Below are 22,893 nucleotides of genomic sequence, written 5' to 3' on the forward strand. Positions count from 1 at the left end.
TCGGTGGTCGGCCGCCATGACGGTATCATAGTGATATCACTTTCCGGATGCCGTCGTCACGAGGCGTCCCGCGACTCAGGCGCATCGGGTGATCGACCTAGCGAGATCTGAGTACGTGCGCTCATGCGCGGCCGACCTGCCGCGACCAGCATGGGATCCATGGACGGGCTCTATATCGGATCATTCGCCCACGCACTCGGTGCGCGGAAACGACATCTACGCGAGTCGGCCGAGGCGGGACTGCTCCGGTCGGCTCCGGAGGACCTGGCGGCGGCCGGTTTCCGGTGGCACCACACCTGCGAACCGGACGACACCGCGTACGACCTGGCCCGTGCGGCGGTCGCGGAGATCGCGGCCCGCGGCGGCCTGACCGACGTCGACGCGATCGTCTACGCCACCTGTCTGCCGGGCGGCGGCGATACCGGCATTGGACCGGTCCGCGACGTCAAGGAGCTGATGGACTTCCCTGCCGGCCGCCTGCAGGCCGAGTTCGGCCTGTCCCGGGCGATCGTGGTCGGGCTGCACCAGCAGGCCTGCACCGGCGCGCTCGGGGCGCTGCGGGTGGCGGGCGCGCTGCTGACGACCGAACCGGGCTGGCGGCGGGTGCTGTGCGTGACCGCCGACCGGTTCCCCGCCGGGGCCTGGTACGAGCAGGCGTACAACCTCATCTCGGACGGGGCCGCGGCCTGCTTGGTCGGGCGGAAGCCGGACGTGTGCCGCCTGCTGACCGTGCACCAGATCACCAACGGCGGCCTGGGCCGGGCCGGCGACGACGAGACCGTCGGCACCTACTTCGCCTACACCCACCGGCTGGTCCGGGAGACCGCCGCGCGGGTCGGGCTGGCCCCGGCCGAACTGGACTGGGTCGTCACCCAGAACACCAACGACAAGGCCTGGCAGATCCTCGCCCGGCTGCTCGGCATCGACCACGCCCGGGTATGGGCACCGACCCTGCCCGACGTCGGACACGTCATCTCGGCCGACCCGTTCGTCAACCTGTCGGCGCTGCTCGACTCGGGCTGGGCCCGGCCAGGGCAGCGGATCGCCCTGCCGATGGCCGGGTTCGGGCTCAACTGGCAGTGCGCGGTGCTGGAGGTGGTCGGGCGATGAGCGCCCTGGCGACCGCGCTGGCGCAGGTGTCGGAGACCGCGGACCGGCTCAGCCGGCTGTCGGCCCGAGCACACCAGAACCCGTACACCCTGGTCGACTGGCCCTCGGCGGTGGATCCCGAGCGCGACTGGTTCGGCACCCCGGAGTACGTGAGCCTGCATGGCACACCCGTGTGGGAGGGCCTGGACGACACGGCCCGCCGCCGGGTCGCGTTCCACGAGGCGGCCGGCTTCTTCAGCCTCAACATCCACGGCGAGAACGCGCTGATCCAGGGCCTGGCCGCGCGGCTCTACCGCAGCGACCTGGCCGGCTCCGCCGGCTACCTGCACCACTTCCTGGACGAGGAGAACAAGCACAGCGTCTACTTCGGCGGCTTCTGCACCCGGTACGCGCGGGTCCACCGCAGCCGGCAGGCCCCGTTGCGCACCGACCGGCCGCGCGACGTCGACGACCTGCTGTTCTTCGCCAAGACGCTGATCTTCGAGGAGATCGTGGACCACTACAACCGGGTCCAGGCCCGCGACGGGCGGCTGCATCCGCTGGCCCGTTTCATCAACGACCAGCACCACCGCGAGGAGGCCCGGCACCTGGTGTTCGGCCGCCGGCTGGTGACGGCGCTGTGGCAGGCGGGGCAGTGGGATGCGCGGACCGTCGCCGAGATCCGCGACGACCTCGGCCGGTTCGTGACCGCGACCTGGCGCGGCTACTACCACCCGGACGTGTACGCCGACGCCGGGCTCGACGACCCGTGGGAGCTGGCCGAGACGGCCTGGTCCGCGCCCGCCCAGCGGGCCCACCGGCGGCGGGTGTCGGCCGACTGCCTGCGCTTCCTGGCGACCGCGGGTGTGCTCACCGAGGAGCCGGTCGATGCGTTCTGAGACCGAGATCCGCGCGGAGCTGCGGACGTTCGTTCAACGGCACGCGGGCCAGGTCGCCGTCACCGATGACATGCCGCTGTTCACGCTGCGCGTGCTGCGCTCGGTGCACCTGCCCGAACTGATCATCCTGCTGGAGCGGCTGCGCGGCGCCCCCATCGACGTGGAGCAGCTGCGGATGGGCGACTTCGACGGCATCGACGCCATGGTGGCGAGATTCGGGGGCAATCCGTGAACACCCTTACCGACCTGACCGGGATCGGGCTGCGCTGGGACCCCAGCGGCCAGGCCGGGCTCACCGGGCCGCTGCTGGCGCTCGCCGACGACTGCGACCGCGCCTTCCAGCGCCTCGCGAGCCGGTGGCGCTGCCGCGAGGAGGCGTACCCGGCGACGCTGCCCGCCACGGCCCTGCGCGGGCACCTGCGGTCGTTCCCGCACCAGGTCACCTTCGCGACCGCGCTCGACTCCACCGACAACAACCTCGCCGCGTTCGCCGACGGACCGGTGCTGGACCGGGACGGCGCGGTCGCACTGACCCGCACGGCCCCGGTGACCGCGGTGCTCACCCCGGCGGCCTGCCACCACGTCTACCACGCACACCAGGGGGAGCAGCTGCCCTCGGCCACGTACGTCACCACCCGCAACACCTGCTTCCGGCGTGAGTCGAGCTACGAGCCGCTGCGCCGGCAGTGGACCTTCGCCATGCGGGAGATCGTGTGCCTCGGCACGGCCGAGGAGACCGCGTCTTTCCTGGCCGAGGCCCGCGCGTCCGTGGACCGCTTCGCCGTGCTGATCGACCTGCCGGTGGACTGGACATCGGCGACGGACCCGTTCTTCCGCCCCGAACAGCACCCCGGCCACCTGCTGCAACGCATCCAGCCGGTCAAACACGAGGCGACGTACGGCGGTTCGCTGGCCCTCGCCTCGGCCAACCTGCACCACGACCACTTCGGGTCGGCGTACGGCGTCACCCGCGACGGGGCCCCGGCCACCACCGCATGCCTCGCCTTCGGGGTCGAGCGATGGCTGTACGCCCTGGTCGACCGGCACGGCACCGAGCCGGGCGGCTGGCCCGACCTGCTCGCCGCGGCCGGGCAGGCGGCGGCCCGATGACCACCCTGATCACCGGAGCCGACGGCTACCTGGGCCGACGCATCGTGGCCGCGCTCGGCGGCGAGGACCTGATCCTGGCGGTGCGGTGCACCGACCAGGCCGAACTCGAGCGCAAACGGGCGCGGCTGGCCCGGGTCACCGAGGCCCCGGTCGTGCCGGTCGACCTGCGCGACGCCGACCCGTTTGCGCTTGTGGACCCCCGGTCCGTCACGCGGATCGTGCACGCCGCCGCCGTCATCCGCTTCGACGTCAGCCGGGACACCGCCGACGGGGTCAACGCGTCCGGGACGGCCCGCGTACGCGAGTTCGCGCAGCGCTGCGACCGGCTCGACCGGCTGATGCTGCTGTCCACCCTGTACAGCGCGGGCCGGCGCCGAGGCGAGGTCCACGAGACCCGCCACGACGACGCCGGGTTCGTCAACCACTACGAGTGGTCGAAGTGGGCGGCCGAGGAGTGCCTGCTCGATCCGCCGGGGCTGCCGGTGACGGTGGTACGCCTGCCGACGGTGATCGCCGAGGACGACGGTGGCGAGGTCGCGCAGTACAACGCGTTCCACCACACGATGCGGCTCTACCACTCCGGGCTGCTGACCCTGCTGCCCGGCGACCCGGCGACGCCGCTGAGCCTGGCTACCGCCGAGTTCACCGTCGCCGGCGTGACGGCCCTGCTCACCGCGCCACCGGGGATCTATCAGCTCTGCGCCGGCCCGGTGACACTCGGCACCGCGATCGACACCGCCTTCGCCGTGTTCGAGCGGGACCCGGGCTTCCGCCGGCGCATGCTGCCCCGCCCGATCCCGTGCGACCGGGCGAGCTTCCACGACATGGCCCAGGCCGCCCGGCGGCTGCGCGGCGGCCCGTTGCAGCCCGCACTCGCCTCCGTCGCACCGTTCGCCGAACAGCTCTACCTGCCCAAACACTTCCGGACCGACCGCCTGCGGGCGGCGTGGCCCGGCTACCAGGCCCAGGACGCCACGGCCGTGGTCGAGGCGGCGTGCGCCGACCTGATCGAGAGGAGCTTCCGTGTCGCAGCACACTGACCTGCCACAGCAGACACAGCCGCACGTACGGCGCACCGAACTGCCCGGCGCCGTCGACGACCGGCTGTACTTCGGCCAGGTCCGGGAGGACCCGCGACTGGAGATCGCAGCCTTCGCCGGGCGGTGGAACGGGCCGATCGCCGTGGTGAGCTCAGCCGGCTGCACGGCCCTGTCACTGCTGGCCGCCGGTGCCGCCGAGGTGATCGGCGTCGACGTCAACCGTACCCAGAACCACCTCGTGGAACTGAAAGCGGCCGCGGTCGCGGCACTGGCACCCGGCCCGGCGCTCGGCCTGCTCGGCGGCGCGCCCATGGCCTCGGCGGCGCGGCGCCAGGCGTACACCCAGGTCCGGGACGTGCTCACGCCAGGGGCACGCGACCACTGGGACGCGCACGCCCAGGCGATCGACGCCGGAGTGCTGCAGGCCGGGGTCACCGAACGGCTGATGCGCCTGATCGCCCGGTCCCTGCGTGTCATCCACCCCCGCCGGCGGATCGAAACGCTGCTCGCCCTGCGGACCCTTGATGAGCAGCGGGAGTTCTACCGCCGCGAGTGGGACACCGCCGGCTGGCGGCTGCTGTTCCAGACGCTGTGCAACCGGTTGGTGCTGCGGCGCACCTACGACGAGCGGTTCTTCGCCCACGTCGAGGATCCCAGCTACGCCCGGCACTTCCGCCAGGTCGCCGAGCACACGCTGACCGAGCTCGACATCAGCGGCAACTACTTCCTGCACCACCTGCTCACCGGCCGCTACCCGGCGAACTGCCTGCCGCCGTATCTGAGCGCGAAGGTGCCGGTCGACGGCCTCAGCCTGGTCGACGGCGCGTTCACCGACTACCTGCGGAGTCGGCCGGACGGCAGCATGGCGGGCTTCGCCCTGTCCAACATCTGCGAATGGCTGACCCCTGACCAGATCGACGAGCTGTTCGCCGAGATCGTCCGCACCGCCCGGCCAGGGGCCCGGCTGGTCTTCCGCAACTTCGTCGGCTGGACCGAGGTGCCGCCGCGCTGGCGTGACGCCGTACGGGAGGACCGGTCGCGGGGCGAGCAGTTGATGCGCACCGACCGCAGCCTGTGCCAGCGGCGCTTCGCGCTCTGCGAGGTGATGCCGTGAGGGTCCGCGACGCCCAGCCGGAGGACAACGCGGCGCTGGTCGACCTGGCGAGCCGCTGCGCGATGGACGGCGACCTGTCGCTGTGCATCGACCGGCGGCCCGACTTCTTCGCGCTCAACAGGATCGGCGGCGACGGCTGGCGGGTCGGGGTCGTGGACGGCGACGACGGTCCGATCGCGTGCGTCGCGGCCGCCCTGCGGCCCGCCTTCGTCGACGGCCGCCCGGCCCTGCTCGGTTACGTCGGCGATCTCAAGGTGCATCCCGCTCACCGGCGGCGCGGGGCCGCCCGCGTCCTGGCGCGGTGGGCGCAGGCGGCCGCCCGGGAGCTGGCCGGCCCGGACGCGCCGCTGATCGGCACGGTCCTGGCCGGCAACGACGCCGTCGAGATGCTGCGCCGGCAGGTCGAACCCGGGGTGCGCAGGCGGGCCACCATCAGGTCGCACAGCATCGACCTGCTGACCCGCCGCCGCATCCCGCCGAGCGGGCTGACCGTGTCGGTCGCCGAACCGGCAGACGAGCCCGACATGGTCGAGCTGTGGCGGCGGCTGGCCGCTTTCCGCCAGTTCGCGCCGGTCTGCGACTCCTTCCCGATGGCGCGGCCAGGACTGGAGTACCTGCTGGCCCGGCGGCCGGGCGGCGAGCTCGCCGGGTTCGTCGGCCTGTGGAACCAGCACGGCATCAAGCAGATGCGGGTCACCGGATACTCGCCCCGGATGGCGGCGGTGCGGGCCGTGTTCAACGTCGCCGCCCCGCTGCTGCGGGTACCCGGCCTGCCGCGTACCGGTGGGGAACTGAGCTACCGCACCGTGGCCAATCCGTGCGCGCCGGACGCGGCGACGCTGCGCTTCCTGCTCAGGCACGCCTGCAACCGGCTGCACGGGCTGCACTCGTTCCTCACCGTCGGCCTGGACGTCCGCGACCCGCTGAGCCGGGCGCTGACCGGCCTGCGGGCCCAGCCCACCGACGTCGACCTGCTGGTGCTGGGCGGGCCGGCCGACCGGGGCACGCCGGTGCACTTCGAGATAGCCACGGTGTAGGCCGTCGGGTCAGCGCCGGCGGCGGTAGCGCAGCTCGATGATGCCGCCGGCGCTGGCGGTGCTGGAGATCCGTTCGAGCCCGTAGGACCGGGGTGTGCCGTCGAACAGGCGGGTGCCCTCGCCCGCGATGTAGGGATACAGAGACACCCACAGCTCGTCGACGAGGTCGAGCTGCAACAGGGACCGCCAGAGGCGTACGCCGCCCCAGACCACCACGTAGCCGTCGCCGTCCCTGAGCTTGTCCACCTCGGCTGCCGTGTCGCCGGAGGCGATGGTGGTGTTGGTCCAGTCGGCCGTCTGCAGCGTCCGCGAAAAGACGATCTTGCGGCCGTCGGTCAGGATCGGGGAGAACGGGTGGTCGGTGGCCGTGGTCATGCCGGCCTTGATGCCCTCATAGGCGCTGCGGCCCATGACGTGCGCGTACGCGCCACGGAGGAAGTCCAGGTGCGCCGGGTCGTCGGGCCGACTGTTCTCCGGTATGCCGAAGGCGAAGTCCCAGAAGTCGGTGCCCTCGTCGGCGAGCAGGCCGTCGAGGGAGTAGTTGAACACCGTTGCTATCAGCTTGCGCATCTCACCGCTCCTTGATCTCCGAACCGAACGCGGTCCATCTTCCGTTATGCGGCCGACGTATTGCCCGTTCCAGGCGCCACTCGTGCGGGCGTGATGTGACCGCGCGGCGTGTCGGCACGAACCAGCCATTGACAAACATGAGTCGCAGATGGCGCAATGGCGCGAGGTCAAGGGGGATTTTCCGCCCGGTTCGTGAGCGAGCGCGGCTCGCCGTCACCGGGCTCGTCGAGCTGCTCCCACAACTTTTGCCACGATCGTCAAAAGTTCTGACCAAACTTCGAATACATCTGTACATCTCGAAAAAAGAATTTTATGGTGTCCATGCCAGGCATCGGCGTGCCAGGTCGCTTCAGGACAGACCGCGCAATCGTCCAATGTCCTGGCACGCCGCCGTGAGCGGGTTGCCACGTCAGAGGACGTCGCGCACCCAGTCCCGCTCACACTGGAGGAAAAGTGTTCCATCCGTCCCGATGGGCGCGCCTGACTTTGGCGAGCGCCCTCACCACAGCGGTCATTGCCGCGGCCGGGTGGTTGCCCGCCACCGCGGCCGCCGCCGCCCCGCCCCCGCAGACACCCGGCATCACGCTGCGCACCTTCGACCTGCAGGTCGCGCTCAGCGCGCTCTGCAACCTCAAGCCGGCGCAGACCCCCAACGTCGACAAGCTCATGTCGACGATCGACTGGACCACGTCCGCCCAGTTCGGGTATGAGGACAACTTCTACACCCAAGCCCTGGGCTACGTGAACATCCCCACCGCGGGCAGCTACACCTTCCGGCTGATCAGCGACGACGGGTCCCGGCTGCTGATCGATGACAACGTGGTCATCAACCACGACGGCCTGCACGGCGCGACGGCCAAGGACGGCGCGGTCACCCTGACGACCGGCTACCACGCGCTGCGCGTCGACTTCTTCGAGGCCGGCGGCGGCCAGCAGCTGACGCTGCAGTGGCAGACGCCCGGCTCGACGTCGTTCGTGACCGTGCCGAACTCGGTGCTGAGCACCGACGCCGGGGTCGTGCGGGTCACCGCGCCCGGCAAGAAGGAGTGCGAGGGCGCCGGTGACTCGCCGGGCGACGGCCTGCCGCTGACCTCCGTGCACCCGAACTTCAACCTCGCCAACCTGCGCCCGAGCGGGTTCGAGCCGCGGGTGACCGGCATGGACTGGCTCGCCGACGGCCGCCTGGTGATCTGCACCTGGGGTGGCACCAACGACTCCGGCACCTCGCAGGCAGGTGAGGTCTGGATCCTGGGCAACACGAGCGGCAACGCCAACCCGAGCACGGTCACGACCAAGCGGGTCGGCAGCAACCTCAAGGAGCCGATGGGCCTGAAGGTCGTCGACGGGGTCATCTACGTGTCCGAGAAGATGCGGCTGACCAGGCTCGTCGACACCAACGGCGACGAGGTCGCCGACCAGTACCAGCAGGTCGCGACCTGGCCGTACGGTGGCACGTTCCACGAGTTCGCGTTCGGCCTGATGTACGAGGCCCCGTTCTTCTACCTCAACCTGTCGGTCGGCATCGACTACGGCGGCAACACCACCAACCCGCAGGTGGTGGGCAACCGCGGCACCACGATCAAGATCAACAAGGACACCGGTGCCTGGACGTACGTCGCCGGCGGTCTGCGGACCCCGCACGGCATCGGCTGGGGCCCGGAGAACGGCCTGTTCGTCACCGACAACCAGGGCGGCTGGCAGCCGGCCTCCAAGCTGGTGCACATCAAGCAGGGCCGGTTCTTCAACCACTACCTCAACCCGGCCGGCCCGTTCGACAGCGCCCCGGTCACCCCGCCGGTGATCTGGCTGCCGCAGAACGAGATCGGCAACTCGCCGAGCACCCCGAAGTACATGACCAGCGGCCTGTACGCCGGGCAGTTCGTCATCGGCGACGTCACCTACGGCGGCCTGCAGCGCGCCGCGGTCGAGAAGATCAACGGCGAGTACCAGGGCGCCCTGTTCCGCATGACGCAGGGCCTGGAAGCCGGCATCTCCGAGGTCAACGTCGGCCCCGACGGCGCGATCTACGTCGGCGGCATCGGCGGCGGCGGCAACTGGGGCCAGTCCGGCAAGCTGAACTTCGGCCTGCAGAAGCTGATCCCGAACGGCAACAACGCCTTCGACATGCTCAACATGAAGGCCCTGTCCAACGGCTTCGAGATCGAGTACACCCAGCCGCTGTCGGCGGCGACCGCCACCAGCCTGGCCACCAAGTACCGGGTCAAGCAGTGGCGCTACGTCCCGACCGCAGCCTACGGCGGCCCGAAGATCGACGAGGAGACGCTGTCGGTGTCCTCGGCGACCCTGTCCGCCGACGGCAAGAAGGTCACCCTGGTGATCAACGGCCTGAAGGCCGGCCGGGTCGTGCACATCCGCTCGCCGCGGCCGTTCGGTTCCACCAACGGCCAGTCGCTGTGGAACACCGAGGTCTGGTACACCCTCAACAACATCCCCGGGGCGGCCCCGTCCAGCAACCTGGCGCTGAACAAGCCGGCCACGGCCGACAGCTCCTGCGCCACCTCCGAGGGCCCGGCCCAGGCGTTCAACGGCACGGTCAACGGCGGCAACGCCGACAAGTGGTGCTCGCTCGGCGCGACCAAGTGGCTGCAGGTCGACCTCGGCTCGGCGCAGTCGGTCAACCGGTTCGTCGTGCAGCACGCGGGCGCCGGCGGTGAGGACGCGGGCTGGAACACCCGCGACTTCAACATCCAGACGTCCACCAACGGCACGACCTGGACCACGGCCGCGACCGTCACCGCGAACACGGCCAACACCACCACCCACAACATCACCGCGACCTCGGCCAGGTACGTCAGGCTGAACATCACCGCGGGCGGCACCACCGGCAACGGCGCGGCCCGTATCTACGAGCTGGAGGTCTACGGCGGCACCGCGCCGCCGACGGGCAACCTCGCCCTCAACAAGACGGCGACCGCCGACAGCTCCTGCGGCACCACCGAGGGCCCCGCCAAGGCGGTCAACGGCAGTGTCTCGGGCGGCAACGCCGACAAGTGGTGCTCGCTCGGCGCGACCAAGTGGCTGCAGGTGGACCTCGGCTCGGCACAGACCGTGGCCCAGTTCGTCGTCAGGCACGCCGGGGCAGGCGGGGAGAACACCGCCTGGAACACCCGCGACTTCAACATCCAGACGTCCACCAACGGCACGACCTGGACCACGGCCGCGACCGTCACAGCCAACACGGCCAGCGTCACGACGCACAACATCACCGCCACATCGGCCCGCTACATCAGGCTGAACATCACGACCCCGGCAAGCGACGGCAACGGCGCCGCGCGCATCTACGAGTTCGAGGCGTACGGCAGCACGACCCAGCCGACCCGGATCGTGCTGTTCGACGGCACCAACATGGACAACTTCCAACACTCCAACGGCACCCCGGTGACCTGGCCGCTGGGCAACGGCGGCGTCGAGGTCCTCGGCGGCGACATCAAGTCCAAGCAGGCGTTCGGTGACTTCAAGCTGCACGCCGAGTTCTGGCTGCCGCTGCTGCCGGGCGACGTCACCGGCCAGCAACGGGCCAACAGCGGCATCTACCTGCAGGACCGGTACGAACTGCAGGTGCTGGACTCGTACGGCGACACCACCCTCGCCAACAACGAGTGCGGCGCGATCTACGAAAAGATCGCACCGTCGGTCAACGCGGCCACCGCGCCGCAGACGTGGCAGACCTACGACGTGACGTTCCGGGCGGCCCGTTACAACGGGACCACCAAGACCGAGAATGCCCGCGTCACAGTCGTCTGGAACGGCGTCACGGTCATCAACAACGCCGAGATCAACGGCCCGACCGGCAACGGCGCGGCGGAGACCTCGGCCCCCGGTCCACTGCGGTTCCAGGACCACGGTGACCCGGGAGCCAACCTGTTCTACCGCAACATCTGGGTAGAGCCTGTGGCCTGATCTCCCACAGAAAAGAGGGGGCCGGTCCGGATGAGGCAGTCCGGGCCGGCCCCCTCACCTTGTGCTCGTCGATCGGATGCCGTCCGCGGGCGGCGCGCTGAACGCGGTGCGCAGGTCCTTGCGCGAGGTGATGCCGAGTTTGGTGAACACCTTGCCCAGGTGCCACTCGACGGTGCGCGGGCTGATGAACAGCCGGCCGGCGATCTCGACGTTGGTGCGTCCTTCGCGGGCCAGCTGGGCGACCTGTGCCTCCTGGCCGGTGAGTTCGGCGAGGGCGGATACGGACCTCCTGCGCACGGTCTCGCCGGTGGCGAGCAGCTCCTTGCGGGCGCGTTCGGCGAAGCCGTCGGCCCCGGCCCGGGCGAGCGTGTCGTAGGCGACGCGCAACTGCTCGCGGGCCTGTGCGCGGCGGCCCTGCCGGCGCAGCCATTCGCCGTACAGCAGGCGGGCGCGGCTCTGGTGGACGGTGATCCGGCAGCGGTCCAGGTGCTTGATCGCCCGGCGATAGAGCGTTTCGGCGTCGGGGCCGTCGGATACCAGAGCCCGTGAGCGGGCCTCCATGCCTCTGGCCCATTCGGTCGCTCCCGCCTGGGTGCGTTCGGCGAGCTTGTCGAGCGCGGCCGCGGCGGCTTGCGGGTGGCCACTGTGGGCGGCGGCCTCGATCAGCTCCACGAGCACCCACCCGAACAGTCCGAGGTCTTCGTACTGGCAGGCCCGGGTCGCGTCGGCCAGGGCGTCGTCGTATCGGGCCAGGCCGTTGTCCAGGACGGCGGCGGCGTAGTCGGCGATGGCGAGCGCGCGTCCTTCGCCCCGGGTGGCTGCTTCGCCGCGTACCGCTTGCAGGAGCCGGCGGGCGTGGGTCTCGTGGGCCCGCCAGGCGCTGAGGACCAGGGCCGGGTAGGCCATGGGGGCGGCTCCGGTGGCGGTGGAGATCGCGGTGGCCTCGTCGGCGAGGGCGGTCGCGGTGGCGAGGTCGCCGGTGTGGACGCGGTAGCAGGCTTCGTAGCTGAGTGCCATCGGCAGGAGCGCGAGGGCGCCGGCGTCGCGGGCGAGGTTCACGGCGCCGGTGGCCAGTTCGTGCCAGGCGTCGTCGTCCCAGAGCTCGGGTGCCAGTGGTTCCGGTGTCACCGGGCAGGCCAGCCACATCCAACGCAGGTCCGCGCCGGTGGTTGCGCAGCGCTGGTCGTCCTGGACGGCCCGCAGTGCCCGGCGTAGCGGGTCGGCCCCGGCGCGGTGGCCGTCGGTGATCAGGGTAGCGACGGCGTCGAGCAGGATGTCGACCGTCCGCGGCGGGCTCGCTGCGGGGGTGGCCCGAATGGCCAGGGCGACGTCCGGGCGGCTGGGTCCGGTGTTGAGCCGGCCCGCGTAGACGTCCGCGCCGAGGGCTTCCAGCAGGGTGTCGCGGGCGAGTGCGGCGTCCAGGGGCGCCAGCCGCCGTGCGGCGTCCAGGAGCATCCGGGGCGCGTCGGTGCCGCGTTCCTGGATGAAGAGCAGGCGGGCGCGCAGCCGTTCGAGCTGGGCGAGGCTCGGTTCGTCCAGCGGTCCTTCGGTGGCGGTGGTGAGCATGGCGTGGGCTTGGGCGAGACCGCCCGCGTCGATGCTCGTCTGGGCGGCGGCCAGCGCTCTGGTGGCGCGCCGTGCAGGGTCGGGGGTCAGTTGCGCGCTGCGGTGCATGAACGCGGCGGCCGCGGCGGCTCCGCCGCGGCGATACGCCCGCCGTGCGCAGTCCTCCAGTTCGGTGGCCAGCGCCTCGTCGGGCCGGGTGGTGGCCTGGCCGGCGTGCCATGCCCGGCGGTCGGGGTCCTTGCGGGGGTCGGTGGCCTCGGCCAGGGCGTGGTGGGCGACGCGGCGCTCGGGTGCCGACGCCTTCTGGTAGATCGCCGAGCGGGCCAGCGGGTGCGGGAACCGCACCACGGTGTCGAAGGTGATCAGGCCTGCGGTTTCGGCCGGCGCGGCCGCACCCGCCGCGAGGTGTTGCCGCTCGGCGGCCCTCCACAGCAGGTCGGCGTCTCCGGTGGGCTCGGCGGCGGCGGTGAGCAGAAGGCGTCTGGTGTCCGGAGGGAGCCGCCGAAAGCACAGGTGGAACGCCTCCTCCAGGTCCTCGGCCACGGGACGGCGGCCGGCCAGCCACAGTCCGCCCGCCAGTTCGGCGGGCGGGACCAGGCGGGGGAGCAGGAGCAGGGCCATCGGGTTGCCGTGTGCCTCGGCGACGATGCGGTCGCGTACCCGGGGGTCGAACGGGACGTGCGCGGCCGAGGTCAGCAGGACCTGGGCATCGGTGTCGTTGAGGCCGGGCACGGTCAGGGTGGGCAGGTCGGCCAGTTCGCCGCGGTCGCCGGGGGAGCGCAGGGTGAGGATCATCGCGATGGGTTCGGCTGCGAGCCGCCGGGCGACGAAGGCGATGGCCTGCAGGGACTGCTCGTCGAGCCAGTGGACGTCGTCGAGCAGGCACACCAGCGGCCTCTCCTCGGCTGTGCGGGAGAGCAGGCTGAGCGCCGCCAGGCCGACGAGGAAGGGGTTCGGCGCCGGGTCTTCGTGCAGGCCGAGCGCGGCCGAGAGGGCGTCGCGCTGCGGGGCGGGCAGCAGCGGCAGCCTGCCGAGCAGCGGTGCGCAGACCTGGTGGAGGCCGGCGTAGGGCAGCGCCATCTCCGTCTCGACGGCCATGGTGCCGGTGAGGCCGAAGCCGGTGGCGTGCTCTTCGGCGTAGTTCAGCAGGGCGGTCTTGCCGATACCCGCCTCGCCGCGCAATACGAGCACCGCGCTGGTTCCCGCCCGTGCGGTGGCGAGCGCCCGGTCGAGTTCGGCCAGTTCGCGACCGCGCCCGCGCAGGCCTGCCCGGGTTCCGGCGACGGATGCGCCCATAGGTTGAATTGTCCCAGGTAGCAGCGTGGGTGGGTGGCCGAGCGGCGGCTCGCGATCGGCCTGAAACGGTGTTCCCGCGCGGTTGGTGCCTGATTGCGAAGTTCACGGTGCACCGTGGCGCCGGGGGCGGACCCGGGGGTGCACCGGGGGTCGGCACGGGGGTGGAGCGCCCGCCTGGCGGCGATCGTGGACAAGCCCGGTGCGAGCAGACGGGCCGGAGCCGCAGACGGGCGTATCCGCGCAGGACGCTCGGACGTAAAATCACCGCAGATGGGGGCAATCAATGCCTGACTAGGGCACGTCCGCGCGGAACCGCCGAATCCGGGGTTCCGCCGTGAGAAAGCAAGCGGCACTGCCGCCTTCCTGGTGGGGACCGAACCGTCCCACCTTCCCATCGAGTACAGCAAGGAAGCTCTCATGTCTGTCACCAACGACAGTTCGGCGATCCGGCCGTTCACGGTCGAGGTCTCCGAGGCCGATCTCAAGGACATGCACGCCCGTATCGCCCACACGCGCTGGCCCGAGAAGGAGACCGTCTCCGACCAGTCGCAGGGCCCGACGCTGGCCACCATGCAGGCGCTGGCGCAGTACTGGGCGCACGACTACGACTGGTTCCGGTGCCAGGACAGGTTGAACTCGTACCCGAACTTCATCACCGAGATCGACGGGCTCGACATCCACTTCATCCACGTGCGGTCCAAGCACGAGAACGCCCTGCCGATCATCGTGTGCCACGGGTGGCCGGGTTCGGTCGTCGAGCAGCTGAAGCTCATCGAGCCGCTCACCGACCCCACCGCGCACGGCGGCACGGCCGCCGACGCCTTCCACGTCGTCATCCCGTCGATGCCGGGCTACGGATACTCGGGCAAGCCGGCCGAGGGCGGCTGGGGCCCGGACCGCATCGCCCGCGCCTACGGCGAGCTGATGAAGCGCCTGGGCTACGACCGGTACGTCGCCCAGGGCGGCGACTGGGGCGCGATCGTCGTGGACCTGATGGGCGCGCAGGAGGTCGAAGGTCTGGTCGGCCTGCACACCAACATGGCCGGTGTGGTGCCCGCCGACATCGACAACCTGTTCCAGCGCAACGTCATCGGCGCGGCCAACGCGCTGGAGAACCTGCCGGCCGGGCTGTCCGACGAGGAGCGGGCCACCTGCGAGCAGCTCGACTTCACCTGGAAGCACGTCGCCTACGCCCTGCAGATGGCCTCGCGGCCGCAGACCCTCACCGGGCTCGCGGACTCGCCGGTCTTCCTGGCGGCGTGGCTGCTCGACCACGATCCGCGCAGCCTGGCCCTGATCTCGCGGACGTTCGACGGCGTTCCCGAGGGCCTGACCCGCGATGACGTGCTCGACAACGTCACGCACTTCTGGCTGACGAACACCGGTGTGTCGTCCGGGCGGCTCTACGCCGAGAACAGGTTCTCCTTCTTCGGTGTCAAGGGCGTGAAGCTGCCCGTCGCGGTGAGCGTGTTCCCCGACGAGCTTTACCAGGCGCCCAGGAGCTGGGCGGAGCAGGCCTACCCGAACCTCGTGCACTACAACCGGCTCCCCAAGGGCGGGCATTTCGCCGCCTGGGAGCAGCCGGAGTCGCTGGTGAACGAGGTGCGTACCGGCCTGCGTTCGCTGCGCTGAGCGAACGGGGTGACCGGGCGGCCGTACGCCGGCCGCCCGGTCACCTCGGGGATCGCCTCCATCGCCCGAACCCGAGCAGCAAGGAACACTCCGCCATGACAGCGAACACCGACATGACGGCGATCCGGCCGTTCCGGGTCGAGTTCCCCGATGCCGACCTCGCGGACCTGCGTGCGCGCATCCTGCACACGCGCTGGCCGGAACGGGAGACCGTCACCGACCGCTCCCAGGGGCCGCAGCTGGCCACGATGAGAGAACTCGCCCGCTACTGGGCCGAGCAGTACGACTGGCGGCGCTGCGAGCAGCGGCTGAACTCGTACCCCAACTTCGTCACCGAGATCGACGGGCTCGACGTCCACTTCCTCCACGTGCGCTCCGCACACCCCGACGCCCTGCCGATCGTCATTTCGCACGGCTGGCCGTACTCGGTGGCCGCGCTCTTGAAGGTCATCGAGCCGCTGACCGACCCCACCGCCCACGGCGGCACCGCCGCCGACGCCTTCCACGTCGTCATCCCGTCGCTTCCGGGCTACGGGTTCTCCGGCAAGCCGACCGAACCGGGCTGGGGCCCGGACCGGATCGGCCGCACCTGGGCCAAGCTCATGAAGCGGCTCGGCTACGACCGATGCGTCGCCCAGGGCGGCGACTGGGGTGCGATCATCACCGATCTGATGGCCGCGCAGGAGGTCGAGGGCCTGGTCGGCATCCACACCAACATGGCCTGCGTCGTGCCCGCCGACATCGACAACCTGTTCCAGCAGAACGTCGTCGGCGCCGCCGACGCGCTGGCGAACCTGCCGGCCGGGCTGTCCGAGCAGGAGCGGGCCGCGTGCGAGCAGCTCGACAACATCACGCTGTACTGGCTGACGAACACCGGCGTCTCCTCGGCACGGCTGTACGCGGAGAACCGGTTCTCGTTCTTCGCCGCCAAGGGCGTCAAGCTCCCGGTCGCGGTGAGCGTCTTCGCCGACGAGCTCTACCTGCCGCCCCGCAGCTGGACGCAGCGTGCCTACCCGAATCTCGTCCACTACCGCCGGTTGCCCGCGGGCGGCCACTATCCGGCCTGGGAGCAGCCGGCGGCGTTCGTCGACGAGGTCCGCACCGGCCTGCGGACGTTGCGGTAGGCCGCCGCGCCTGTGTGGTATAAAAATACCCGCATAAAAATACCACGCAGGGGAGGCTGTCGTGATCGAGCTCAAGTCCGCCGAGGAGATCGGCCGCATGGCGGTGACCGGCCAATTCGTCGGCGAACTGCTCGCCGAGCTCGGCAAGGCCGCGGCGGTCGGCGTCAACCTGATGGACCTCGAACACCGTGCCCGCCGCCGGATCGCCGAACGCGGCGCGGTGTCCTGCTATTGGGACTACGCGCCCTCGTTCGGCCGCGGCCCGTTCCGCAACGTGCTGTGCCTGTCGGTCAACGACGCGGTGCTGCACGGCCTGCCGCACGACTACGTGCTGCGCGACGGCGACCTGCTCAGCATCGACATGGCCGTCGGCATCGACGGCTGGGTCGCCGACTCCGCGCTGTCGGTCGTCGTCGGCACCCCCGACCCGGCCGACCTGAAACTCATCGAGGCGACCGAGGTCGCGCTGGAGGCCGCCATCACCGCCGCCCAGCCGGGCGGCCGTCTCGGCGACGTCTCCCACGCGATCGGCGAGGTCGCCCACTCCTACGGCTACCGCGTCAACGGCGAGTTCGGCGGCCACGGCATCGGCCGCACCATGCACGAATCCCCGCACGTGGCCAACAGCGGCCGCGCCGGCCGCGGCGTGAAACTCGTCCCCGGCCTCACCATCGCGATCGAGCCCTGGCTCTGCCAGTCCACCGACCGGGTCAAGTACGACGCCGACGGCTGGACGATCCGCTCGGCCGACGGCTCACGCACCGCGCACTCCGAACACACGGTCGCCATCACGGCTTCGGGGCCCCAGGTGTTGACCCGTCGCCCCGCCATGGCCGACTGACCGGGCCCTGGGCACGCTGCCCGCGGCCCGGCCACGCCGCTCAGCGCAGGGTTGGCGCGCCCCCGGCGGCGTACTGCTCGTCGAGGTCGCCCGACGGCGCGCCACCGACACCGATGCCGGCCACCACCTGGCCGTCCACGGTCACCGGCCTCGCAGAACTCGGGGTGCGCCGGGTCAGCCTCGGCTCGCTGCTGTTCCGGCTGGCCCTCGGCGCGGCCGTGGACGCGGCCGTTCACCTTCGTGCGAACGGCGTTCTTCCGCAACTGCCCTCGGTTCCGGGCTATGCCGTGGTACCGGCCCTGGCCTCGTCGGAGAACTGAGGAGGCCACGCACATGGGCGTCGCAGCCCGGCGGCGATAGCACCGAACTCGCCCGAGCCCAGGCCCGGCCGACTTAGGATTGCCCAGGTCAGGACCTGCCTCACGGAAGGGATTTGACATGGGCTCCACGAAGTCGACCGGGCCGCGCCGAGCGGTCATCGCACTGGCCTTCCTCGCCGCGGCGCTCGTCGCCCCGGCGGCGGCCCGCGCCGAGAGCGGCGTCACCGGTCACCGCATGACCGCGCTCGCCGCTGAACAGGTCACCGTTCAAACGAAACAAGGCCCGATGGGCACCTACCTCACCGATGGCCAAGGCAGGTCGCTGTATCTGTTCGCGGCGGACACCGCGGGGACCTCCACGTGTGAGGGCACCTGCGCGGCCGCCTGGCCGCCGCTGGTCACCACCGGTGCGCCCCAGGCGGGTTCGGGCGTCAGCGCGGACAAGCTCAAGACAGTGGCCCGCCCCGACGGCAGCATGCAGGTCGTCTACGACAACCACCCGCTGTACTACTTCGTCAAGGACGCCAAGGCCGGCGACACCAACGGCCAGGGCCTGGACGCTTTCGGCGCCCTGTGGTGGCTGGTCGCCCCGGCCGGCTCCGCGATCACCACCCGCTGAACCACCCCGCCAAGGCGGGAACAGCGCGCATTTGCCAGGATCAGGCCCATCGCGTCGGAGCCAGGCAGCTGCGGAGGTTGATCCTTGGAGTACACGAGGCTGGGGCTGACCGGGTTGAGGGTGAGCCGGATCGGTCTGGGCTGCATGAGCTACGGCGACCCGGCAGGCGGTCTGCACCGGTGGACCCTGGACGAGGACGCGGCAGCCCCGTTCTTCAGGCAGGCCGCCGAGCTGGGCATCACGTTCTGGGACACCGCGAACGTCTACCAGGGCGGCAGCTCGGAGGAGTTTGTCGGGCGGGCGATCAGCAGGTTCTCCCGCCGCGAGGACATCGTGCTGGCCACCAAGGTCAGCGGGAGGATGCACGACGGGCCCGGCGGCAGCGGCCTGTCCCGCAAGGCGATCCTCGAACAGGTCGACGGCTCCCTGCGGCGGCTGGGCACCGATTACGTCGACGTCTACTACATCCACCGCTTCGACCCCGCCACACCGGTCGAGGAGACGATGTCGACCCTGGACACCCTGGTCAAGGCGGGCAAGGTGCGCTATCTCGGCGCGTCGTCGATGTGGGCCTGGCAGTTCGCGAAACTGCAGCACGTCGCGGAACTCAACGGGTGGACCACATTCTCGGCGATGCAGGACCAGTACAACGTGCTCAAGCGGGAGGAAGAGCGCGACATGATCCCGATGTGCCTGGATCAGGGCGTCGGGCTGACTCCGTACTCGCCGCTGGCCAAGGGCCGCGCGGCCCGGCCCTGGGGCGCGCAGACCGCCCGCGGCTCGTCGGACGACGTCGCCCGTGCCTTCGACCGCGACGTCGACAAGCCGGTCGTGCACGCCGTCCAGGCCGTGGCCGAAGCCCGCGGGGTGCCGATGGCTCACGTGGCGCTGGCCTGGCTGCTGTCCAAACCGGTGGTGTCGTGCCCGATCGTCGGTGCGACCAAACCGGGTCACCTCGCCGACGCTGTCGCAGCTCTGGATGTGGCGCTGACCGACGCCGAGATCGCCGAGCTGGAAAGGCATTACGCGCCTCAGGACAACTACTGGTGGTGAATCCAGGCGGACCGGGGGCTTCAGCCGCCGAGGGCATCGCCCAAGGCCGTGCGCTGGTAGCGGACGGACTGGCCGGTGCGTATCCCGGTCACCAGTCCCGTTTGCCGTAGCACGGCCAGGTGGCCGCCGATCGTGCCGAGGCTGAGACCGAGCTGGCGGACGAGCTGCGTGGTGGTCGCCGGCACGGCCAGCGCCCGCAGCACGTCGGCCCGGTGCTGTCCGACCAGCCGGTCCAGGGCCTGCGGCGCGGCCGCGCCCGACGGTGGGCCGAACAGGTCGGCGATGCCACGGGCCGGGTAGACCAGCGCGTACGGCCAGGGCGGCTCGACATAGCTGATCAGTGTGCCGAAGACGGTGGGCATCAGCAGGAGGCCCTTGCCGTCGAGCCGGTATCGCTCCCGCTGCGAGCGGGGGCCGGTGCGCACCTCGATGGTCCCGGTGGGGCCGTCGGCGTGCCAGCTCACCCGGGGGTCGAGGTCGGACAGCGCGGCCGCCCAGCCGTACATGGCAAGGTGCCCGGCGCGGCGTACGAGGTCGCGTTCGAGCACCGTACGCAGGCGCGGCCAGTCGGCGGCCCGCCGCCGCGGCGGGGCTGCTGGCCGCGTCCGGCTTCGGCGTCGCGTACCAGCTGGGATTGGCCCGAAGGTTTCTCGACGCGGTGCCGCAGGCTCATCGCGGTCAGGCGTTCGGCCTGGCGGCGACCGGGACGATGACGCTGCAGGGCGTCGCCGCGGCGGCCGGCGGCGCGCTGGGTGAGGTCCTCGCGCCGAGCCTGGTCGTGACGCTGGCCGGCGCCGCCTCGGCACTGGCCGTGCTGCTCGTCTGGCGCACCCTGCGCGCGGACGTGAGCTGACCTCGTTGCCGTCGTGGCTGAAATCTGTCACTCGGCACTGCGGGCGGGCCGTCACGCAGGCGCGTTGACTGCGCGGCCGGGTCGGGGCGTCGACGTGGCTCGATGGCCCTATCCGGGCGGCTGAGGCGGGTTCTCCGCCGCATCCCATAGGCTCCGAAAAGATCGGCGGACATCGAAGTCGCGGCCATGAAATCATCAGACCACGAGGGGTTCCGCGTGCCCTTTCCGGTGACCATCGACGGCGGCGACATCGTCCTGCGGGAGCTGTGCGAGCAGGACCTGCCGCCCCTGACCCGGCTCTACACCGATCCCGAGCTGACCCAGTTCATGGGCTTCGACAAGCTCGCGGCCGACGAGGTGCCCGACGCCCTGCGAGCGCACCTGGCCGCGGCCCGCCGCACGCCTCGCACCCAGTACACCCTGGCCATCACCGTCGACGGCGCACCCGACCTGGTCGGGGTGGTCCGGCTGCTGGTGGAGGAGTACGGCCGCAACGCGATGCTGGGCGGCCTCATCGTGATCCCCGAATCGCCGGGCGTGGGCCGTGGCGTGACCGCGTCCCGCCTGCTCATGGCGTACGGGTTCGGCCCGCTCGCCCTGCACCGCATCTGGGGCGGCAGGCGCACCGACTACCTGCGCATGCACGAGCGGATGACCCGGCTCGGCCTGGTCCAGGAGGGGTTCATGCGGGAACTGTTCCACACCCACGGGGTCTGGCACGACGTGGTCAGCTACTCCGTGCTCGCCCACGAGTGGAAGCCGGACGGGCCTGAGGTGTCCATCATGGAGTCGACCGCCCCGGCTGCTTTGTCGGCCTCCGGCCCGGCCGGGCTCGTGTGGAAGGAGGACCGGTGAGCATCCCGGAACTGCTGGCCGACCGGGAACGCGACGGCGACGTGCTCGCCTGGCGTCCCGAACTGTTCCGGCCGGGTGGCGAGGACGACCGGCGGCGGTTCGGGCAACTGCTGGTCTCCGGACGGGTGCGCGAGGTCTGCGACACGTTCACCGAGCAGGTGACCGACCTGGTCGCCACGTTGCATCCGCCGCTGAAGGGTGATCGTGACCAGCTCGCGCAGCTGTCGGCCGATTACCTGGGCGGCGTCGAGCCGTGGCGGGCCGGCACGTGGGTGTTCTATCCCTGGTCGGGGCGGCTGGTGCACCTGCTGGACCGCGACGACTTCCGGCTGCTGCGCACCGACCGCAACCGGGGCAAGATAAGCCGGGAGCAGCAGCGCAGCCTCGCCGGACGGCGGATCGGCGTGATCGGGCTGTCGGTCGGCAACAGCGCGGCGCTGACCCTGGCCACCGAGGGGATCGCGACCGCGTTCACCCTGGCGGACTTCGACACCTTGGCCCTGTCCAATCTCAACCGGTTGCGCGCCGGGGTGCACGAGCTCGGCGTCAACAAGACCGTCATCGCGGCCCGCCAGCTGTTCGAGCTCGACCCGTACCTCGACGTGGACGTCTACCCCGACGGCCTGCACGACAACAACATCAAGCGGTTCTTCCTCGGCGGCAGCGGCCCGATCGACCTGCTGGTCGAGGAGTGCGACGAGCCGCGCATCAAGCTCGCCGCCCGCGAATGGGCGCGTACCTGCCGCATCCCGGTCCTGATGGACACCAACGACCGGGGAATGCTCGACATCGAGCGCTTCGACCTGGAGCCCGACCGGCCGCTGCTGCACGGCGTTCTCGGCGCGATCGGTTCGGCGGACCTGGCCGACCTCAGCCGCGCGGAGGTGATCGACAGCGTGCTCAAGATGATCGGCGAGATCAGCCCGAAGCTGGCCGCGTCGATCCCGCGTATCGGCGTCGACTTGAGCAGCTGGCCGCAGCTGGCCTCCGGCGTGAGCCTCGGGGGAGCGCTCGTCGCCGATGTCGCCCGGCGTGTGCTGCTGGGCGAGTTGCGCGAGTCGGGCCGCTTCTACGTGGACCTGGACCTGCTGATCCGCGACGGCACCGGCTCCCGGGTCGACCGTCTCGTCGCGGACAGGCCCGGTGGCTCAGTCCTCGGGGACGAACGCCGCCGCGACCTCGGACCGCACCCGCCAGCCGAGTGACCGGTACAGGTGCCGTCCATCGTCGGTGGCCACGAGCAGCCCGGTGGTCATCCCGTTGCGCGCGGCGTGGTCGCTCAGCGTCCGCATGACGGCGGTGCCCAGGCCGCGGCGCTGGTGCGCCGGTGCGGTCTCCACCTGGTCGATGATGCCGAACTCGCCGGCGGGTGCCAGGCGTCCGGAAGCCGCCGTGGCGCCTGCAGGGTCGACGACGGTCGCCACGACGACCCCACCGGCGGTCGCGACCTGAATCTCATAGGGCTGCCCGATTTCGGCGGCGCCCGCGGTGAACCGGGTGCTCATCAGGTAGCCGGTGGTGTCCATGGTCCAAACTGCCGAGAGGGCTTCGCGCAGGTCGGCGTGCCTTCCGCTGACTTTGATCCAGGTTCCGGGTGCGGCGACCTGTCGGTCCAGGGCTGCCAACGTCTCGCGATCCCAGGTGTGCAGCACGTACCGCACGCGGTGACCGCGCAGTCCCACCTCGGCCCGGAAGCCGCCCGGGACGATGGCCGGGCGGGGCACGCCACGGGAGTCCGCCCAGCCGTGGCCCCATGCCATCACCAGATCGGGCAGGGCGGTGAGTGTGCGGTCGACGAGTGCCGGAGTGGTTCTTCCGGTGTACGAGGCCGCGTCGCGTTTTTCCATCACGATCTACCTTATTGCAAAGTACTGGCAATAAGGTAGATCTTCCTGGCGACGCCGCATACATGAAATATCGCAAGGCATCCAATAAGAACTAATAGTGCATATCA

Annotated in this window: 20 protein-coding genes and 1 pseudogene; 17 read left to right on the forward strand and 4 right to left on the reverse strand. The window is 70.9% G+C overall.

Annotated elements, in window-relative coordinates:
- Window positions 1-159: 159 nt before the first annotated feature.
- Genes AB0B66_RS13765 through AB0B66_RS13795 form a run of 7 tightly spaced genes read left to right on the forward strand, consistent with a single transcriptional unit; the run spans window position 160 to window position 6,289 of the window.
- Window positions 160-1,110 carry a 3-oxoacyl-[acyl-carrier-protein] synthase III C-terminal domain-containing protein gene (locus AB0B66_RS13765; protein WP_360528029.1) on the forward strand — a complete coding sequence of 317 codons (951 nt, stop codon included), beginning with the start codon at window positions 160-162 and terminating at the stop codon, window positions 1,108-1,110.
- Entirely contained in the window at window positions 1,107-1,988 is an 882-nt protein-coding gene (locus AB0B66_RS13770; protein ID WP_360528032.1) for a diiron oxygenase, read from the forward strand. The genes AB0B66_RS13765 and AB0B66_RS13770 overlap by 4 nt, the downstream gene beginning before the upstream one ends.
- Window positions 1,978-2,220 carry a hypothetical protein gene (locus AB0B66_RS13775; RefSeq protein ID WP_360528035.1) on the forward strand — a complete coding sequence of 81 codons (243 nt, stop codon included), beginning with the start codon at window positions 1,978-1,980 and terminating at the stop codon, window positions 2,218-2,220. Before AB0B66_RS13770 ends, AB0B66_RS13775 begins: the two co-directional genes overlap by 11 nt.
- Window positions 2,217-3,098 carry a hypothetical protein gene (locus AB0B66_RS13780; RefSeq protein WP_360528037.1) on the forward strand — a complete coding sequence of 294 codons (882 nt, stop codon included), beginning with the start codon at window positions 2,217-2,219 and terminating at the stop codon, window positions 3,096-3,098. The genes AB0B66_RS13775 and AB0B66_RS13780 overlap by 4 nt, the downstream gene beginning before the upstream one ends.
- Window positions 3,095-4,138: an SDR family oxidoreductase gene (locus AB0B66_RS13785; RefSeq protein ID WP_360528040.1), complete on the forward strand. Its 1,044-nt coding sequence runs from the start codon at window positions 3,095-3,097 to the stop codon at window positions 4,136-4,138. The genes AB0B66_RS13780 and AB0B66_RS13785 overlap by 4 nt, the downstream gene beginning before the upstream one ends.
- Window positions 4,122-5,252 (forward strand): DUF3419 family protein, encoded by a 1,131-nt coding sequence (locus AB0B66_RS13790; protein WP_360528043.1) that lies wholly within the window; start codon window positions 4,122-4,124, stop codon window positions 5,250-5,252. The genes AB0B66_RS13785 and AB0B66_RS13790 overlap by 17 nt, the downstream gene beginning before the upstream one ends.
- Entirely contained in the window at window positions 5,249-6,289 is a 1,041-nt protein-coding gene (locus AB0B66_RS13795; protein ID WP_360528045.1) for a GNAT family N-acetyltransferase, read from the forward strand. Before AB0B66_RS13790 ends, AB0B66_RS13795 begins: the two co-directional genes overlap by 4 nt.
- 9 nt (window positions 6,290-6,298) lie before the next feature.
- Here AB0B66_RS13795 and AB0B66_RS13800 read toward each other — a convergent pair whose 3' ends face one another.
- A complete protein-coding gene (locus AB0B66_RS13800) occupies window positions 6,299-6,859 on the reverse strand; it encodes a dihydrofolate reductase family protein (RefSeq protein WP_360528048.1) in 561 nt (186 codons plus the stop codon).
- 453 nt (window positions 6,860-7,312) lie between these two features.
- Here AB0B66_RS13800 and AB0B66_RS13805 point away from each other — a divergent pair, with 453 nt between their 5' ends.
- Window positions 7,313-10,780: a discoidin domain-containing protein gene (locus tag AB0B66_RS13805; protein ID WP_360528051.1), complete on the forward strand. Its 3,468-nt coding sequence runs from the start codon at window positions 7,313-7,315 to the stop codon at window positions 10,778-10,780.
- A 54-nt stretch (window positions 10,781-10,834) separates the two neighbouring features.
- On the opposite strand, the gene AB0B66_RS13810 is transcribed toward AB0B66_RS13805, so the two are convergent.
- Window positions 10,835-13,642: a LuxR family transcriptional regulator gene (locus tag AB0B66_RS13810; protein ID WP_360528054.1), complete on the reverse strand. Its 2,808-nt coding sequence runs from the start codon at window positions 13,640-13,642 to the stop codon at window positions 10,835-10,837.
- 417 nt (window positions 13,643-14,059) lie between these two features.
- Here AB0B66_RS13810 and AB0B66_RS13815 point away from each other — a divergent pair, with 417 nt between their 5' ends.
- From AB0B66_RS13815 to AB0B66_RS13840, 6 genes are all read left to right on the forward strand, one after another.
- A complete protein-coding gene (locus tag AB0B66_RS13815) occupies window positions 14,060-15,274 on the forward strand; it encodes an epoxide hydrolase family protein (RefSeq protein ID WP_360528057.1) in 1,215 nt (404 codons plus the stop codon).
- Between the two features lie 95 nt (window positions 15,275-15,369).
- Window positions 15,370-16,398 (forward strand): epoxide hydrolase family protein, encoded by a 1,029-nt coding sequence (locus AB0B66_RS13820; RefSeq protein ID WP_360528060.1) that lies wholly within the window; start codon window positions 15,370-15,372, stop codon window positions 16,396-16,398.
- Between the two features lie 61 nt (window positions 16,399-16,459).
- Complete coding sequence (gene map / locus AB0B66_RS13825; RefSeq protein ID WP_360528063.1) at window positions 16,460-17,239, forward strand: type I methionyl aminopeptidase; 780 nt, start codon at window positions 16,460-16,462, stop codon at window positions 17,237-17,239.
- Window positions 17,240-17,352: 113 nt separating this feature from the next.
- Window positions 17,353-17,559, forward strand: a complete 207-nt coding sequence (locus AB0B66_RS13830) for a hypothetical protein (protein ID WP_360528066.1) — start codon at window positions 17,353-17,355, stop codon at window positions 17,557-17,559.
- A gap of 118 nt (window positions 17,560-17,677) precedes the next feature.
- Complete coding sequence (locus AB0B66_RS13835) at window positions 17,678-18,178, forward strand: hypothetical protein (RefSeq protein WP_360528069.1); 501 nt, start codon at window positions 17,678-17,680, stop codon at window positions 18,176-18,178.
- A gap of 84 nt (window positions 18,179-18,262) precedes the next feature.
- Complete coding sequence (locus AB0B66_RS13840) at window positions 18,263-19,231, forward strand: aldo/keto reductase (protein ID WP_360528072.1); 969 nt, start codon at window positions 18,263-18,265, stop codon at window positions 19,229-19,231.
- Window positions 19,232-19,251: 20 nt separating this feature from the next.
- On the opposite strand, the gene AB0B66_RS13845 is transcribed toward AB0B66_RS13840, so the two are convergent.
- Window positions 19,252-19,779 carry a winged helix-turn-helix domain-containing protein gene (locus tag AB0B66_RS13845; RefSeq protein WP_360528074.1) on the reverse strand — a complete coding sequence of 176 codons (528 nt, stop codon included), beginning with the start codon at window positions 19,777-19,779 and terminating at the stop codon, window positions 19,252-19,254.
- Window positions 19,780-19,826: 47 nt separating this feature from the next.
- Here AB0B66_RS13845 and AB0B66_RS13850 point away from each other — a divergent pair.
- The 3 genes and pseudogenes from AB0B66_RS13850 to AB0B66_RS13860 all read left to right on the forward strand — a co-directional run.
- Window positions 19,827-20,084, forward strand: a pseudogene (locus AB0B66_RS13850) (MFS transporter); the annotation flags it as partial.
- A gap of 216 nt (window positions 20,085-20,300) precedes the next feature.
- Window positions 20,301-20,939, forward strand: coding sequence for a GNAT family protein (locus tag AB0B66_RS13855; RefSeq protein WP_360528077.1), 639 nt, complete (start codon window positions 20,301-20,303; stop codon window positions 20,937-20,939).
- Window positions 20,936-22,144, forward strand: a complete 1,209-nt coding sequence (locus AB0B66_RS13860) for a ThiF family adenylyltransferase (RefSeq protein WP_360528080.1) — start codon at window positions 20,936-20,938, stop codon at window positions 22,142-22,144. The genes AB0B66_RS13855 and AB0B66_RS13860 overlap by 4 nt, the downstream gene beginning before the upstream one ends.
- Here the strand turns inward: AB0B66_RS13860 and AB0B66_RS13865 are convergent.
- On the reverse strand, window positions 22,088-22,786 hold the full coding sequence (locus AB0B66_RS13865) for a GNAT family N-acetyltransferase (protein WP_360528083.1): 699 nt from the start codon (window positions 22,784-22,786) through the stop codon (window positions 22,088-22,090). The genes AB0B66_RS13860 and AB0B66_RS13865 overlap by 57 nt on opposite strands.
- Window positions 22,787-22,893 lie beyond the last annotated feature (107 nt).

The sequence above is a fragment of the Catellatospora sp. NPDC049111 genome (assembly GCF_040648615.1).
GTDB classification, from domain to species: domain Bacteria; phylum Actinomycetota; class Actinomycetes; order Mycobacteriales; family Micromonosporaceae; genus Catellatospora; species Catellatospora aurea.

What these genes read in the sequence shown, in the direction of transcription:
- AB0B66_RS13800 (WP_360528048.1), bottom strand. Translation starts at nt 6,859, where the DNA reads ATGCGCAAGCTGATAGCAACGGTGTTCAACTACTCCCTCGACGGCCTG.
- AB0B66_RS13775 (WP_360528035.1), top strand. Translation starts at nt 1,978, where the DNA reads ATGCGTTCTGAGACCGAGATCCGCGCGGAGCTGCGGACGTTCGTTCAA.
- AB0B66_RS13770 (WP_360528032.1), top strand. Translation starts at nt 1,107, where the DNA reads ATGAGCGCCCTGGCGACCGCGCTGGCGCAGGTGTCGGAGACCGCGGAC.
- AB0B66_RS13865 (WP_360528083.1), bottom strand. Translation starts at nt 22,786, where the DNA reads ATGGAAAAACGCGACGCGGCCTCGTACACCGGAAGAACCACTCCGGCA.
- AB0B66_RS13810 (WP_360528054.1), bottom strand. Translation starts at nt 13,642, where the DNA reads ATGGGCGCATCCGTCGCCGGAACCCGGGCAGGCCTGCGCGGGCGCGGT.
- AB0B66_RS13835 (WP_360528069.1), top strand. Translation starts at nt 17,678, where the DNA reads ATGGGCTCCACGAAGTCGACCGGGCCGCGCCGAGCGGTCATCGCACTG.
- AB0B66_RS13765 (WP_360528029.1), top strand. Translation starts at nt 160, where the DNA reads ATGGACGGGCTCTATATCGGATCATTCGCCCACGCACTCGGTGCGCGG.
- AB0B66_RS13815 (WP_360528057.1), top strand. Translation starts at nt 14,060, where the DNA reads ATGTCTGTCACCAACGACAGTTCGGCGATCCGGCCGTTCACGGTCGAG.
- AB0B66_RS13830 (WP_360528066.1), top strand. Translation starts at nt 17,353, where the DNA reads ATGCCGGCCACCACCTGGCCGTCCACGGTCACCGGCCTCGCAGAACTC.
- AB0B66_RS13820 (WP_360528060.1), top strand. Translation starts at nt 15,370, where the DNA reads ATGACAGCGAACACCGACATGACGGCGATCCGGCCGTTCCGGGTCGAG.
- AB0B66_RS13785 (WP_360528040.1), top strand. Translation starts at nt 3,095, where the DNA reads ATGACCACCCTGATCACCGGAGCCGACGGCTACCTGGGCCGACGCATC.